Here is a 14443-nt window from a genome sequence, read left to right on the forward strand (position 1 = left end):
CTCCTTGCAGGTTGGGCCAGCAAGTATAGATCGGGCCCCATGCCACAGAGCCCGCAGCCCCACCCGTTCGGTCAGATGAACACGTTGCCGCGCAAGTACAGCGCCGCACGCCCGCTGATGATCACCCGGCCAGTACCAGGCACTTCACAGTGCAGCTGCCCCTTGCGGGCCCCGCCCTGCTCGCAGCTCAGCGACGACTTGCCCAGCCGCTCGGCCCACAGCGGCGCCAGCGAGGTATGCGCAGAGCCGGTAACCGGGTCTTCATTGACGCCGACTCGCGGGCCGAACCAGCGGGTGACGAAGTCGAAACCACGGCCAGCGGCAGTGACCGCGATGCCACGCACGTCGAATGCCGACAATGCGACGAAATCGGGCTTCAGCGGGTCGAGCAGCGCGGCGTCATCGACCACCACCACATAGTCGTCAGAGCGGTAGACTGCCTTGGCCTCGCGCAGGCCAAGCGCCTCCAGCAAACCGGCCGGCACGTCCACGGCTTGCGGCTGCTTGGCCGGGAAGTCCATGGCCAGCAGGCCATCGGCGCCACGGCTGACCCGCAGCTCGCCACTGCGGGTGTTGAAGCGCAGCATTTCGGCTTGCTCGCCCAGCTGTTCGAACAGCACGTAGGCCGAAGCCAGTGTGGCGTGGCCGCACAGGTCGACTTCGACAGTGGGGGTGAACCAGCGAAGGTCGAACGTTGCGCCATTGCGCACGAAATAGGCCGTTTCCGACAGGTTGTTCTCTTCGGCGATGCGTTGCAGCACATCGTCCGGCAGCCAGCTTTGCAGGGGGATCACCGCCGCCGGATTGCCACCAAAAGGTTCGGCGGAGAAAGCATCGACCTGGAAGATTTCGAGTTGCATCAAACGCTCCTTGTGATCCGGGCAATGCCGGGGGTTTTGAAAGGGTTATGCGCGGACCGGTGTGAGCACCGGTTCACCGGCAAAGAAGGCCTGCAGGTTGCGCAGCACCAGGCTCACGGTGTCGCGCGCGGCCTCGGGCGACTGGCCGGCCACATGGGGCGTAAGCACCGTATTGGCGAGGGCCTTGAGGGCATCTGGCACGGCGGGTTCGTCATCGAACACATCGAGCGCGGCGCCGGCCAGCCGGCCTTGTTCAAGGGCTGATACCAACGCCTGGGTGTCGACCACGCTGGCCCGGGCGATATTCACCAGGTAACCCTCTGTGCCCAGTGCCTCAAGCACCTGGGCATCGACCAGATGATGGGTATTGGCGCCACCGGGGGTGGCAATGACCAGAATGTCGACGGCCTCGGCCAGGTGCAACGGGCTGTCGTACCAGGTGTACGGCACGTCCGTTCGCGGGGTGCGGCTGTGGTAGCTGATGTTCATGTCGAAGCCCAGGCTGGCGCGCTTGGCGATGGCCTGGCCGACCGCGCCGAGGCCCAGCAGGCCAAGGCGCTTGCCGCTGACCGAAGGGCTGATCACCCGGTTCCACTCGCCACGACGCGTACTGGCGTCGGCACGAGGAATGTCGCGCAACAGCGCCAGCAACATGGCCAGGGTGTGGTCGGCGACGGCCGCGGCATTGGCGCCGGCGCCATTGGTGACAGTGATGCCACGGGCGGCGGCAGCGGCCAGGTCGACCTGCTCGTAGCCAGCACCGATCACGCAGATGATCTGCAGCTTGGGCAAGGCAGCAATTTCAGCAGCGGTCAGGCCTAATGGGCCTCGGGTCAGCACGGCGTCGATCTGGCCGGCATGGCGCTGGATGGCGTCGGCGCGCATTTGCGGGGAGGGGGCACGAATCAGGCGGTAGCCGGCCTTCTCGAGTAATGGCAGATAATCGTCGACGGTTTCTACCAGTACCAGGACTGTCTTGCTCATGCCACCCTTCCTTTGAGTTTCAGAGGGGCATTATGCGGAGTAACTGGCCGGTACAGTCAATGGGAAAAACAGTGGGGAACTGTACTGTATGGGTGGGATGGGGTTTAGGGCGTGTCAGGGCTTACAGGTGTTCGCCTTTAGAGGTTTAGCGCCTGTGAGATCGAGCGCCGCCCACGCGGCGCATCGCGAGCTTTGCTCGCTCCTACGTCTGTTTCGGGCCAATTATTCCTGGGGGATTTGCGCGCGAATGCCTTGGCGCATGGCGCGATATCGAGTCGTACCAACAAGGCGGTCGCGCGCGCCTGCCACAGGCGTTACTGGCCAAAAACAAACGTAGGAGCGAGCAAAGCTCGCGATGCGCCGCGTGGGCGGCGCTCGATCTCACAGGCGCCAAACCTCTAGAGGCGAACGCCCACAAGCCACAAGAAACTATTGCCCGTAAGCACGCCCCAGCCCGCCTGGCACACCACTGCTGTCAGTTTCCTGCCATGGGCCATCCGGGTTCAGCGACCAGCTCCAGCCATTGTCATAGCGGTAGTAGGTACGCTGCCGGTAAAAGACATTGGTCTTGTTCTCCAGCACATACACCCCAAGCTTCGGATCCCAGTGGCTGGCGCCACCCGGTGGTGGTGCGAAGCTGGCGGAGGTGCGTGGCATCGGCTTGGGAATCGCCGTAGGCTTGCTCGGCTGCGTCGATGGCTGCCCGCCCGGCAACGGCTTCACCGCAGGCCCCTGGTGCGGTGGCACGGTCTCGATCGGTGGCGACGGCTGCTCATACGGCTGCTGCGAGGTACACGCGGACAAACCCAGGGCCAGGGTAATCAGGGTCAGGCGGACGGCGCTATGCATGGCGTTGCTCTCTTACTGGTCTGGGCTGTCGATGGTCAGGTGCTGGGTAGCCTGGGTGGTATTGGCCAGGGGCGCGCCCTGGCCGATCCATTCGCCGCGGGTCGGCTGACCGGCTCGCGATACGCGTGCAACCAGTTGGACTTCGGCGAACTGGGACAGTTTCATCTGCGGCAGCATAGCGTCAGCGTCGGACAATTCCACTTCCAGCGGCAATTGCGCCACGGTAACCCGTTTGGCCGCCAGCGGCATGGGCGGGCCATTGCTGGCACGGGCGAAGATGAACACGGTGTCGTCAGGCTTGACCTTGTCCTTGAGCGCCGCCGCCAGTTCCACCCGCACCTTCAGCCGGACTACCGCCGAGGCCTGCGGTTTGGCACCGTTACCACCCAGGCGCTCCGCCGCACGGTCGATGCCGCCTTGCAGTGCCGCCCGCGAGGCATCGCCTTCGGGCAGCTGCGCCAATAGGCGGTTCCAATAGTCGATGGCTTCCTGGTAGCGCTCGCCCTCGAAGGCGGCAATGCCCCGCAAGCCAAGGCTGGTGACCTCGTTCGGGTCGGCCTTGAGCGCTTCGTCGGTCAGCGCCTGCACCTGTGGGCTCCATTTCTTGTCTGCCGCGAAGTACAGCGCCTGGGCCCACTGGCCGAGCAGTTCGGGCTGGCGGCCGGCCAGGGCGACGGCGCGCTCGTAAGCCCGCGCCGCATCGGCCGGGCGTTGCTGGGCCATATAGGCGCGGCCAAGGAAGTACAGGCCTTCGGCCGAGTCCGGCTGGGCCTGCACGGCACGTTCGAGGCGCGTGGTCATTTCGTCCATGGTCTTCGGTGCGGCGGCGAACTCCTGGGTCAGCTCGACCTTGTCCGCTGCGCCAAAGTGCAGGTACAGCCCCAGTGCCATTGCTGGCACCAGTACGGCCGCCAGCAATGGCAGGGCCTTGCCAAGATGACCCTGGCGCGCGGGTTCCGCGCCTTCGGTGTCGGCCAGCAGCTCACGGGCCGCCTCATCGCGGCCCTTGGCCATTTGCGCCTGGTCGAGCACGCCAGCGGCCTGCTGGGCGGCCAGTTCGGCGACGCGCTCCTGGTACAGGGCGACGTTCAACGCGGTGCGGTCTTCTTCCTGCTGCTGGCGACGGCCACGCAGGATCGGGATCAGCAGAAAGCCGAGGGCGGCGAGCAGCAGCAGGCCCGCGCTAAGCCAGAATTCAGTCATGGGTCTGTTCTTTTTCCAGCAGTTTGGCGAGACGCTCGCGTTCTTCGACGGACAGTTCCTGTGCAGCCTGGCTTGCCGGGCCACGGCGACGGCGGACGATCACCGCCAGCACCACGAAACCACCGGCCAGCAGGATGCCCGGCCCGAACCACAGCAGCCAGGTGCGGCCGCTGAGCGCCGGCTTGTAGCGCACGAAATCGCCATAGCGATCGACCATGAAGTCGACGATCTGCTGGTTGCTCTTGCCTTCGCCGAGCATGCGGAAGATTTCGCGACGCAGGTCGGCGGCGATCGGTGCGTTGGAGTCGGCGATATCCTGGTTCTGGCACTTGGGGCAGCGCAGTTCCTTGGTCAGTTGCTGGTAACGCTCGCGCTCGGCGTCATCGCGGAACTGGTAGGTATCGATGGCCGCCTTGGCCACGCCGGCCAGGCTCATGCCCAGCACGGCGGCTGCCAGCCAGCGCCTCATGGCTTGGCCTCGTCGACCAGGCCCTGGTACAGCGGCGCCAGCTGCTGACGCCACACATCGGCATCGACGATACCGACGTGCTTGTAGCGGATGATGCCCTTGGCGTCGATGAGGAAGGTTTCCGGCGCGCCATACACGCCCAGGTCCAGCCCCAGGCTGCCCTGCTCGTCACGGATATCCAGCTGGTATGGGTTGTGGAACTCGGCCAGCCACTTCTGCGCGGCGGCGTTGTCGTCCTTGTAGTTGATGCCGTGGATCACCACGCCCTGCTGGGCCAGCTGGTTCAGGTACGGGTGCTCGATCTTGCACGACGGGCACCAGGTGGCCCACACGTTGACCAGCGCTGGCCGGCCGTGCAGGTCGGCCTGGGTCAGGTTGCGGTCACCCTGGGTCGACGCCAGGGCAAACGCCGGGAACGGCTTGCCGATCATCGCCGACGGCAGCTCATCGGGCTTGAGGAACAGCCCCTTGTAGAGGAAAACCGCCATCAGCAGGAATACCGCCAGTGGCACGACCATGATCCAACGCTTCATGCAGCAGCTCCAGACACGCCCAGGGCTTCACGCACCCGAGTCTTGACCTTGACGCGATAGCGCCGGTCGAAGGCCGCCAGCAACCCGCCCAGGCCGGTCAGCAGACCGCCCAGCCAGATCCAGCGGACATAAGGCTTGATATGCACGCGCACCGCCCAGGCGCCGTTCTCCAGCGGCTCGCCCAGGGCAACGTACAGGTCACGGGTGAAACCGGCATCGATGCCGGCCTCGGTCATCATCGACTGCTGCACGGTGTACAGGCGCTTTTCCGGGTGCAGGGTGGTCACTTCTCGGCCGTCGCGGGTGACCACGATGGTGCCCTTGTCGGAGATGAAGTTCGGCCCCTCGAAGTGCTTGGCACCCTCGAACAGGAAGTGGTACCCGCCCAGCTCGACGCTCTCACCCGGCGCCATGCGCAGGTCGCGCTCGGCGCTGTTGTTGCTCGACAGCACCACGCCCAAGGCACACACCGCCAGGCCCAGGTGCGCCAGCTGCATGCCCCAGTAGCTGCGGGAAAGGCCTTGCACGCCCTTGGCGAGGCCCTTGTGGCGGGTCTTGTCGACGATGTCCCGCAACCCGCCGAGCACCACCCAGGCCGCCAGGGCGAAGGCGCTGAGGACCGGCCAGTCGAGGTCGTCGACGATGAAGCCAGCGACCGGCGCCAGCACCGCGCTGCCGATCAGCACCGGGGTCATCATGTTCGCCAGCCATTTGCCGGGGGTGTCCTTCCAGCGCACCACCACACCCACGCTCAGCACCACCATCAGCAACGCCATCAGTGGCAGGAACAGGGCATCGAAGTAAGGCGGGCCGACCGACAGCTTGGCCCCGGTCAGGGCGTCGAGCACCAGCGGGTACAGCGTGCCCAGGAGGATCATCGAAGCCGCTACCACCAGGATCAGGTTGTTGGCCAGCAGCAGGGTTTCGCGCGACCACAGGGCAAAGCCGACCTGGCTCTTGACCACCGGGGCGCGCAGGGCGAACAGGGTCAGCGAGCCACCCACCACGAACAGCAGGAAGATCAGGATGAACACGCCACGCGCCGGGTCGGCAGCAAACGCGTGCACCGAGGTCAGCACGCCGGAACGCACCAGGAAGGTCCCCAGCAAGCTCAGCGAGAACGCGGCAATCGCCAGCAGCACGGTCCAGCTCTTGAATACCCCGCGCTTTTCCGTCACCGCCAGCGAATGGATCAACGCAGTGCCCACCAGCCACGGCATGAACGAGGCGTTTTCCACCGGGTCCCAGAACCACCAGCCGCCCCAGCCCAGTTCGTAGTAGGCCCACCACGAGCCCAGGGTGATACCCACGCCGAGGAAGGCCCAGGCGACGATGGTCCAGGGCCGCGACCAGCGTGCCCAGGCCGCGTCCAGGCGGCCGCCGAGCAGCGCGGCGATGGCAAAGGCGAAGGCCACCGAGAAGCCGACATAGCCCATGTACAGCATCGGCGGGTGAACGATCAGGCCGAAGTCCTGCAGCAACGGGTTGAGGTCACGGCCGTCGGTCGGCACCTGCGGCAGCAGGCGCTGGAACGGGTTGGAGGTGATGATCAGGAAGCTCAGGAAGCCGACGCTGATCATGCCCATCACCGCCAGCACACGGGCCAGCATCACTTGCGGCAACTGGCGCGAGAAGATCGACACGGCAAAGGTCCAGCCGCCGAGGATCAGCGCCCACAGCAGCAGCGAGCCCTCGTGGGCGCCCCACACCGCACTGAACTTGTAGTACCACGGCAAGGCGCTGTTGGAGTTGCTGGCCACGTAGGCGACCGAGAAGTTGTCGGTCATGAAGGCGTGGGTCAGGCAGGCGAAGGCAAACACCAGGAAGGTGAACTGGCCCCAGGCGGCCGGGCGCGCCAGGCTCATCCACAGGCTGTCGCCCCGCCAGGCACCGAGCAGCGGCACCGTGGCCTGCACGGCGGCAAAGCAGATCGCCAGGATCATCGCCAGCTGGCCGAGTTCGGGGATCACCAGTGCCGCGTTCATGGCTTGGCCCCCGCACCGTTGGCCGCCTGGCCGCTTTCCTTCAGGGCCTTGGTGACCTCAGGTGGCATGTACTTCTCGTCGTGCTTGGCCAGCACTTCGTCGGCCACCACCACGCCGTCACCGTTGAGCTTGCCGAGGGCAACGATGCCCTGCCCTTCACGGAACAGGTCCGGCAGGATGCCGCGGTAGGTGATCGGCACCGACTTGTTGAAGTCGGTGACCACGAAACGCACGTCGAGCGAATCGGAGGAACGCTGCACCGAGCCCTTCTCGACCATGCCGCCGGCACGAATGCGCGTGTCCAGCGGCGCCTCGCCATTGGCGATCTGGGTCGGGGTGTAGAACAGGTTGATGTTCTGCTGCAGGGCGCTCAAGGCAAAGCCGACGGCAACCGCAACCCCGACCAGCAGGCCGAGGATAATGAACAGGCGTTTCTTGCGCTGCGGATTCACTGGTGGTTCTCCCGGCGCAAACGGCGCGCCTCATCTTGCAGGTAGCGACGGCGGGCCAACAACGGTGCAGCGACATTCAGCGCCAGCACCGCCAGGCAGATGCCATAGGCCGACCAGACATACAGGGCATGGTGGCCCATGGCGAGAAAATCGCCGAAGGAAGCGAAACTCATCGCGCGGCCCTCCGCCCCAGGCTGTTCAACACTTCATCCTTGACCCAACTGGCGCGTGCCTCGCGCTTGAGCACTTCGAGGCGCATGCGCAGCAGCAGCACGGCACCGAAGAAGCAGTAGAAGCCCAGCGCGGTGCACAGCAGCGGCAGCCACATTTCGGCCGGCATCGCCGGTTTTTCGGTGAGGGTGAAGGTCGCGCCCTGGTGCAGGGTGTTCCACCATTCTACCGAGTACTTGATGATTGGAATGTTGATCACACCGACGATGGCCAGCACCGCACAGGCCTTGGCCGCGCTGTCGCGGTTGCTGATGGCCTGGCCCAGGGCAATGATGCCGAAGTACAGGAACAGCAGGATCAGCATCGACGTCAGCCGTGCGTCCCAGACCCACCAGCTGCCCCAGGTCGGCTTGCCCCAGATGGCCCCGGTGACCAGCGCCACGGCGGTCATCCAGGCACCGATGGGCGCTGCGCATTGCAGGGCGACATCGGCCAGTTTCATCTTCCATACCAGCCCCACCACACCGACAACCGCCAGCAGTACATAGCAGGACTGCGCCAGCATCGCCGCCGGCACATGGATATAGATGATGCGGAAGCTATTGCCCTGCTGGTAGTCCTCAGGGGCGAAGGCCAGGCCCCAGACCACGCCGGTGACCAGCAGCAACACGGCGGAAACGGCCAGCCATGGCAGCATGCGGCCGCTGATGGCATAGAACCATTTCGGTGAACCCAGTTTGTGGAACCACGTCCAGCTAATTTTCATCAGGTACATCCAGGGTATTAGCCGGGCTTGAGAGCCCGGGACTCGTTATTCACCGACGCTGATCTTCAGCCCGGCCGCTATCGCAAAGGGTGCCAAGGTAACTGCCAGGGCAGTCAGGCTGGCGAGCCAGAGCAGATGGCCGGTGGCAGGCATATTTTGCAATGCCGCCTGCAGCGCACCACTGCCCAGGATCAATACAGGGATATACAACGGCAGAATCAGCAACGCCAGTAACAAACCACCGCGCTTGAGACCGACCGTCAGCGCAGCGCCAACCGCGCCGAGCAGGCTCAACACCGGCGTGCCCAGCAGCAGTGAGCCAAGCAGCACTGGCAGGCAGTGGCTGGGTAACCCCAGCATCAGCGCCAGCAATGGCGCCAACAATACCAGCGCCAGCCCGGAAAAGATCCAGTGTGCCAGCACCTTGGCCAGCACCAGCAGGGCCAGCGGGTGCGGTGACAGCACCCACTGCTCCAGCGAACCGTCCTCGAAATCGCTGCGAAACAGGCCGTCGAGCGACAGCAGCACGGCCAGCAAGGCCGCGACCCAGACCAGTCCAGGCGACAAGGTTTGCAACAATTGGCTTTCCGGCCCCACCGCCAGCGGGAACAGCGCCACGACGATGGCAAAGAACACCAGCGGGTTGGCCAGCTCGGCCGGGCGGCGAAACAGCAGGCGCGCTTCACGGCGCAGCAACAGGATGAATACGCTCATGCCGCCCATTGCCCCAGATTGAGTTCCCGGTAGCCGGACGGCTTGCGTTCCAGCGTGTGATGCGTGGTCAGCACCACCGTGCCGCCCTGTTCGCAGTGGGCGGCCAGGTGCGCTTCGAGCTGGGCCACGCCCTGCTTGTCGAGGGCGGTGAACGGTTCGTCGAGAATCCACAACGGCGGGCTGTCCAGATGCAGCCGGGCCAGAGCCACTCGGCGCTGCTGGCCGGCGGACAGGGTATGGCAAGGTACATCTTCGAAACCGCGCAGCCCGACCGCTTCAAGTGCCGACCAGATGGCTTCAGGGGTGGCAGGTTGGTGCAGCGCACAGAGCCAGGTGAGGTTCTCTTCAGCCGTGAGCAGGTCCTTGATGCCGGCAGCGTGGCCGATCCACAACAGGATGCTGGCCAGGGCGTGGCGCTGCTCGTCGAGCGGCTGACCACCCAGCAGGATCTGCCCGGCAGTCGGCTGCATCAGCCCGGCCAACAGGCGCAGCAGGCTGGTCTTGCCGCTGCCGTTGGGGCCGCTGATCTGCAGCATGTCGCCGGGGCGCAGCTCGAAATCGAGGTGCTCGAACAGCAGGCGCCAGTCGCGCTCGCAGGCCAGGCCCACGGCTTGGAGGTGAAGGGTCACGGATTCGCCTTATCTATATGCTTCTCAAGTCGCCCAACTCGCTGCCGTTATACTGGCAGTGACAGGCGGCAGGCATTATTACATGTGCTGCCACGCTGCCAAGAGGGCGGGCTCCACAGGTTGTATACAATCATGACTGAAATCAATAGTCTCGGCGCACAAACCGCCATCAATCCGCAGGCGATCAAGGCCCAGCTGACCGGTGAGCTGCTCAACCTGACCCAGGCCCAACCCGGCCTGCTCAAGCCCGGCGAAACCGCTCAGGCCGAAGTGCTGACCATGCGCCAGAGCGGCAGTACCTTCCAGCTGGTGCTGCAAGTGATTCAAGCCAGTGGCAGCCAGACCCAGGTCCAGGCCACTGCCAGCCAGCCGTTCGCGCAAGGCAGCCAGTTCACCATCAGCCAGCCAGAGAGCAACCGTCTGGCCGTCATGGTGCAGCAGGCCAGTGCCAGCAACGTCGCCACCCTCACCCAGCTCGATACCAGCAAGGTGCCAGTCGGCACCCTGCTGCAGGGCAAGGTTCTTACCAACCAGCCGCTGCCACAAGCGCCGGGCGAAGTGGCCAGTTTCCGCTCGCTGGTCAGCCTGCTCAACACTGCCCAGGCCGGCGCCACGCTAACCATCGACAGCCCGCGCCCGCTGCCGATCGGCAGCCTGCTCAGCGCCCTGGTACAAGGCGACCAGTCACTGCGTTTCGTGCCGCTCAGCGGGCGCCAGGAACAATTGAACATCGCCCAGCAACTACTGGCCCAACAGGGTCGACAGGCTTCCCTGCCCAGCCTGCTCAGCGCGCTGCAGCAGATTGCCAACAGCCCGTCCAGCGACGGCGAACTGCGCAGTACCGCCAGCAGCCTGCTGGCCAGCCTGCCGGACGCCCGCCAGCTCAGTGACGGCAAAGCGCTCGCCCAGGCCCTGGGCAACAGCGGTGCCTTCCTCGAGGCCAAGCTGCTTGGCGGCCTCACTGCCAGCGTGGCCACCGACCTCAAGGCACAGCTGGTGCGGCTGGTGGCACAGGCCTCGGTGAATGCGCCCGCCAACCCGGTCATTGCCACCAGCACGCTGACCCAGGCCCTGCCGGCCATGGCCCGCAGTGCCCTGGGCATGCTCGACCGGGTCAGCCCAAGGACACCGCCGGGTGCCTTTCCCCTGCCTTCAAGGCTGCTGCAGGCCATGGAAAACGAAGGTGACCTGCAACAACTGCTGCGCCTGGCCGCCGCCGCCATCTCGCGCCTGCAGAGCCACGCCCTGAGCAGCCTGCAGCAGTCCGGCACACTGGATAACGGCAACTTGCAGACCACCTGGCAGACCGAAGTGCCGATCCGCCACGGCCAGGAGTTCATTCCCCTGCAGGTGAAGCTGCAGCGCGAAGAAACCCCGGAGCAACAGGCCGAACGCCAGCAGCGTGAGCAGCAAGACCCGCTGCAGGCGCTATGGCGGATCGACCTGGCGTTCGACCTGGCGCCGCTGGGCCCCTTGCAGGTCCAGGCGCAACTGAGCCAAGGGCGTCTGTCGGGTCAGTTGTGGGCCGAGCGCGAGCAGACCGTGCGGCTGATCGACAGCCAGCTCGGCGCCCTGCGCGAACGCCTGCTGGCCCGCGGCCTGGATGTCGGCGACCTGGAATGCCACATTGGCATTCCGCCACAGGGCCCGCGCACGCGGGTGGAACAACGCTGGGTGGATGAAACTGCATGATCGACAAGCAACCGCGCCAGGCCATCGCCCTGAACTACGACGGCCAGCAGGCCCCGACGCTGACTGCCAAGGGCGACGACGAACTGGCCGAGGCGATTCTGGCACTGGCCCGCGAGCACGAAGTGCCGATCTACGAAAACGCCGAACTGGTGCGGTTGCTGACGCGACTTGAACTGGGTGAGCAGATCCCCGAAGCGCTGTACCTGACCATCGCCGAAATCATCGCCTTTGCCTGGCAATTGCGCGGCAAGGTGCCGGTTGGCTTCAACGACGAGCCACCTGGCGAACGCGACATCACCCCCGACCTGCTACACCTGCCGCCAGGCCAGGCTCGCTAGTTATCTACCACCGTCAGCCGGTCACCCCGTAGCAGCCTTGCCAGCTCCTCCGCCAAGCAAGGCCATACCCATGTCCGGAAACATCAATGCCAGCGGCGTACAGTACGTCCGCGACCACCTGAGCAACCTCCCTCGCCCCGATCGCGAAGCCAACCGCCTGATCCGCGCATGGCTCGCGCAACGCGGCTTCGACCTGGACCCGCGACAGATCGACGTGGTGACGTTGCACTACCGCGCCGATGGCGAGGGCGGTCACCTGGCCGCCGTCACCCAACGACAGGACCTGGTCCAGGCCCTGCTGGGCAACTGGCAGGGCGAATCGAACAACGATCTGTTCGGTGCGCTGTTTGCCGCGCCTTGGGCCGGCACCCTGCCCAAAGGGTCGATTCGCCTCGTCGAAACCCTCCCTGCCCCGGCGTTCAATCACTATGGTGCCGACCATGCTGTGTTCAACGGCCTGTTCAGGCGCACCGACCCGGCCCGTCTTGACGCCTCGACACACCTGCCAATCAACGCCGAGGCGTTCCAGCAGTTCATCGAGCAACTGGACTTCCAGGCGCCGTTCAAGGCCATGCTTGACAGCTATTGGGGCAACCATCTTGAGACCTATCGGTTGTCCTGCAAGCTCAGTTTTGTCGCCGCCTGCAACCTTCAGGTCGAGCAAGGCAGCCTCAGTGATGCCGGGCGCCAGCTGGCCTGGCGCGCCGCCGACCTGCAGCCGCGAGGCAAAGGCCTGCGCATGAGCACCCTGAGCATCTATGGCTACGCAGCAACCGACCTGCTCTACATCAACGACACCAGCACCGGTCTGACGTTGCTCTACGCCCCGGGCAACAGCGCACCGCTACTGGAGTTCGCCAGCGAAACGCTGCTCAAGGACTGGGTCGGCCAGCAATGCAAGGACCCCGCCCGGCGTCAGGCACTCAGGCAACATTTCAGATTGGCCGATGGCCCTCAGGGCCCGGACTTCAGTGGCCTGGACACCGCACTGGCGGGCCTGGCCGAGTACCCGCACAGCCATCGCCTGCCGCCGGAACACGGCTTCTTCAACGACGATGGCGTCTGGTCACCCCAGACTTATGTGAACTACCGACCGGGCAAGTACAACCCCAGGATTACCGGTGACCTGTTCCAGGCGCTGGCCGAGTGGCAACGCCAACGCAGCTACGACGATGCCGACTTCATCATCACCGCCGACAGCGAGATCACCAAGGCACGCTGGCGCGGCTACCTGGCCACCACGCTCAACCTGGTGGCGCCGCTGAGCCTGGTGGTGCCAGGCCTGGCACCACTGCTTGCCTTGGGTGGCATTGCCCAGCTGGGCCTTGGCCTGGACCAGGCAATCAATGGCAAGCACCTGCAGGACAAACAGGACGGCGTCGCCAATATCACCTGGGGCCTGCTCAACGCCCTGCCCCTGATCGCACATGGCGCAGTCAGGGGCAAAGTGCGCTTCGCCACCAAAAGCGACCGTTTCGTAACGCCCAGCCGCGTCAACGACCAGTACGGCTACCCGCTGAGCCCGCTCGTGGCGCCGCACCTGCCGGACATCGATGTTGCGCCTTACTTCCACATCCATGAGCCCATCGCTCCCTTGCCCGGCGCTGATCAGGCGATTGCCGACTCGGTGATCCGTGTACCCCGTTACGATGGCGGCCCGGATTCGCTCGATGCGGCCATCGATGGCTACCAAGCCCACGTGATCTATGACATGGCGGCGGACGTATTCATCAACGAACTCGATATCAATGATGTCGATCCCGTGGGTTACCTTGCCCGCCCAGGTAGCAACAACTTGCGTGCCCTGGCTACCCCGCGTGCCGTAGACGATGCCATGCGCACTCGCAGCCTGCGCGCCCTGGGCGTCGAACTGCCATTACCGGTCGAGCTGCCTGGCCTGGCGCCGCAGAGCATGCCGATACCCAGGCAGATCAGCTGCCTGTGGGTCGGCGACCGGGTGATCAACCAGGCCCTGATCGGTAACCTGGCGAACAATGCCGCGCGGTTGGCCAACAGCGAGTACCGCATACGGCTGTTCCTGTCCAATGCTTCGCCCGCCGCCTACGCCGAGAACCTGCGCTTGCTCACCGAACAAGCGCCAGGCCTGCAGGTACTGTCGCTAGAGGAGCAGCCATTCTTCCGCGATTTCCGCCAGGGGCCCTACCATGCGCAGTATCAGGCAGCCCTGGACGGCAACGGCGGAGTCGCCAGCAACTTCGCCTCGGCATCGGACGTGCTGCGCTATCCGATGCTGCACCATGAAGGGGGGTTGTACATGGATGTCGACGATACCTTGCTGGCACCCGGTGACGCCGGCGAGCACATTGATCAGGTGCCTCTGCTCGCCACGCCGGCTGGCCTGCTGTTGGCACCGCCCCAGTCCAACGAAGCGCTCAGCATGAATTGCCTCTACAACACCAGCATCATCGGCAGCCACCCCGGCAACCCGACGTTGCTGGCGATTTCCGAGGAAATGCGCACCCGCTACCTGAACGAGGCGGACTTCTACGACCACCGGCCGAGCCGGCGCGAGGATCCGCAAGGCTTCTACCGCTATGCCAGCCGCCTCAGCCGGCTCACCGGGCCTGCGCTGCTCTCGGCGGTGGTCGACCAGCACCTGCCGGCCTTGCATACCTTGCGCCAGGTCACCAACCTCTATTCCCTGCCGCGTATCAACTCCTGGCAGTTCATCAACGCTGAGCATTACCAAACGGCGCTGCGTGAACTGCTGCCGCTGAACCGCTTCGCACGGGTCGGCAGCTTCAACGCCTGGGCGCGCCCCTGACCCTGGGGATTAA

General features: G+C 65.1%; 15 protein-coding genes. 3 read left to right on the plus strand and 12 right to left on the minus strand.

Annotated features, from left to right (window positions below; translation table 11 throughout):
- Positions 1-71: 71 nt before the first annotated feature.
- The 12 genes from N430_RS10360 to ccmA form a co-directional block, all read right to left on the minus strand.
- Complete coding sequence (locus tag N430_RS10360; protein WP_110636615.1) at positions 72-860, minus strand: PhzF family phenazine biosynthesis protein; 789 nt, start codon at positions 858-860, stop codon at positions 72-74.
- A gap of 45 nt (positions 861-905) precedes the next feature.
- The gene (locus tag N430_RS10365) at positions 906-1844 is read right to left on the minus strand and encodes a 2-hydroxyacid dehydrogenase (RefSeq protein ID WP_110636614.1); all 939 of its coding nucleotides are present in this window, start codon (positions 1842-1844) and stop codon (positions 906-908) included.
- Between the two features lie 429 nt (positions 1845-2273).
- A complete protein-coding gene (locus N430_RS10370; protein ID WP_110636611.1) occupies positions 2274-2693 on the minus strand; it encodes a hypothetical protein in 420 nt (139 codons plus the stop codon).
- Between the two features lie 12 nt (positions 2694-2705).
- A complete protein-coding gene (gene ccmI / locus N430_RS10375) occupies positions 2706-3896 on the minus strand; it encodes a c-type cytochrome biogenesis protein CcmI (RefSeq protein WP_110636608.1) in 1191 nt (396 codons plus the stop codon).
- Positions 3889-4365, minus strand: coding sequence for a cytochrome c-type biogenesis protein (locus N430_RS10380; RefSeq protein ID WP_103446521.1), 477 nt, complete (start codon positions 4363-4365; stop codon positions 3889-3891). The genes ccmI and N430_RS10380 overlap by 8 nt, the downstream gene beginning before the upstream one ends.
- Positions 4362-4898 (minus strand): DsbE family thiol:disulfide interchange protein, encoded by a 537-nt coding sequence (locus tag N430_RS10385; RefSeq protein ID WP_110636604.1) that lies wholly within the window; start codon positions 4896-4898, stop codon positions 4362-4364. The genes N430_RS10380 and N430_RS10385 overlap by 4 nt, the downstream gene beginning before the upstream one ends.
- Positions 4895-6868: a heme lyase CcmF/NrfE family subunit gene (locus tag N430_RS10390; protein ID WP_178083382.1), complete on the minus strand. Its 1974-nt coding sequence runs from the start codon at positions 6866-6868 to the stop codon at positions 4895-4897. The genes N430_RS10385 and N430_RS10390 overlap by 4 nt, the downstream gene beginning before the upstream one ends.
- An 11-nt stretch (positions 6869-6879) precedes the next feature.
- Positions 6880-7335 carry a cytochrome c maturation protein CcmE gene (gene ccmE / locus N430_RS10395; protein WP_103446518.1) on the minus strand — a complete coding sequence of 152 codons (456 nt, stop codon included), beginning with the start codon at positions 7333-7335 and terminating at the stop codon, positions 6880-6882.
- Complete coding sequence (gene ccmD, locus N430_RS10400) at positions 7332-7508, minus strand: heme exporter protein CcmD (protein ID WP_103446517.1); 177 nt, start codon at positions 7506-7508, stop codon at positions 7332-7334. Before ccmD ends, ccmE begins: the two co-directional genes overlap by 4 nt.
- Positions 7505-8272 (minus strand): heme ABC transporter permease, encoded by a 768-nt coding sequence (locus tag N430_RS10405; RefSeq protein ID WP_110636816.1) that lies wholly within the window; start codon positions 8270-8272, stop codon positions 7505-7507. The genes ccmD and N430_RS10405 overlap by 4 nt, the downstream gene beginning before the upstream one ends.
- Before the next feature lie 45 nt (positions 8273-8317).
- A complete protein-coding gene (gene ccmB / locus N430_RS10410; RefSeq protein ID WP_013973563.1) occupies positions 8318-8995 on the minus strand; it encodes a heme exporter protein CcmB in 678 nt (225 codons plus the stop codon).
- The gene (gene ccmA / locus N430_RS10415) at positions 8983-9615 is read right to left on the minus strand and encodes a cytochrome c biogenesis heme-transporting ATPase CcmA (protein ID WP_110636598.1); all 633 of its coding nucleotides are present in this window, start codon (positions 9613-9615) and stop codon (positions 8983-8985) included. The genes ccmB and ccmA overlap by 13 nt, the downstream gene beginning before the upstream one ends.
- Before the next feature lie 132 nt (positions 9616-9747).
- On the opposite strand from ccmA, the gene N430_RS10420 reads away from it, so the two are divergent.
- The 3 genes from N430_RS10420 to N430_RS10430 all read left to right on the plus strand — a co-directional run bounded on the left by N430_RS10420 (position 9748) and on the right by N430_RS10430 (position 14430).
- Positions 9748-11307: a flagellar hook-length control protein FliK gene (locus N430_RS10420; protein ID WP_110636595.1), complete on the plus strand. Its 1560-nt coding sequence runs from the start codon at positions 9748-9750 to the stop codon at positions 11305-11307.
- Positions 11304-11645, plus strand: a complete 342-nt coding sequence (locus N430_RS10425) for an EscU/YscU/HrcU family type III secretion system export apparatus switch protein (RefSeq protein WP_110636592.1) — start codon at positions 11304-11306, stop codon at positions 11643-11645. The genes N430_RS10420 and N430_RS10425 overlap by 4 nt, the downstream gene beginning before the upstream one ends.
- A 70-nt stretch (positions 11646-11715) precedes the next feature.
- Positions 11716-14430 carry a dermonecrotic toxin domain-containing protein gene (locus tag N430_RS10430; protein ID WP_110636589.1) on the plus strand — a complete coding sequence of 905 codons (2715 nt, stop codon included), beginning with the start codon at positions 11716-11718 and terminating at the stop codon, positions 14428-14430.
- Positions 14431-14443: the final 13 nt, after the last annotated feature.

The sequence above is a fragment of the Pseudomonas sp. CC120222-01a genome (assembly GCF_003097235.1).
Taxonomy (GTDB): domain Bacteria; phylum Pseudomonadota; class Gammaproteobacteria; order Pseudomonadales; family Pseudomonadaceae; genus Aquipseudomonas.

Coding starts and splice junctions, on each gene's coding strand:
- N430_RS10425 (WP_110636592.1), top strand. CDS start 11,304: ATGATCGACAAGCAACCGCGCCAGGCCATCGCCCTGAACTACGACGGC.
- ccmB (WP_013973563.1), bottom strand. CDS start 8,995: ATGGGCGGCATGAGCGTATTCATCCTGTTGCTGCGCCGTGAAGCGCGC.
- N430_RS10405 (WP_110636816.1), bottom strand. CDS start 8,272: ATGAAAATTAGCTGGACGTGGTTCCACAAACTGGGTTCACCGAAATGG.
- N430_RS10370 (WP_110636611.1), bottom strand. CDS start 2,693: ATGCATAGCGCCGTCCGCCTGACCCTGATTACCCTGGCCCTGGGTTTG.
- N430_RS10380 (WP_103446521.1), bottom strand. CDS start 4,365: ATGAGGCGCTGGCTGGCAGCCGCCGTGCTGGGCATGAGCCTGGCCGGC.
- ccmD (WP_103446517.1), bottom strand. CDS start 7,508: ATGAGTTTCGCTTCCTTCGGCGATTTTCTCGCCATGGGCCACCATGCC.
- N430_RS10430 (WP_110636589.1), top strand. CDS start 11,716: ATGTCCGGAAACATCAATGCCAGCGGCGTACAGTACGTCCGCGACCAC.
- ccmI (WP_110636608.1), bottom strand. CDS start 3,896: ATGACTGAATTCTGGCTTAGCGCGGGCCTGCTGCTGCTCGCCGCCCTC.
- N430_RS10385 (WP_110636604.1), bottom strand. CDS start 4,898: ATGAAGCGTTGGATCATGGTCGTGCCACTGGCGGTATTCCTGCTGATG.
- N430_RS10365 (WP_110636614.1), bottom strand. CDS start 1,844: ATGAGCAAGACAGTCCTGGTACTGGTAGAAACCGTCGACGATTATCTG.
- N430_RS10360 (WP_110636615.1), bottom strand. CDS start 860: ATGCAACTCGAAATCTTCCAGGTCGATGCTTTCTCCGCCGAACCTTTT.
- N430_RS10420 (WP_110636595.1), top strand. CDS start 9,748: ATGACTGAAATCAATAGTCTCGGCGCACAAACCGCCATCAATCCGCAG.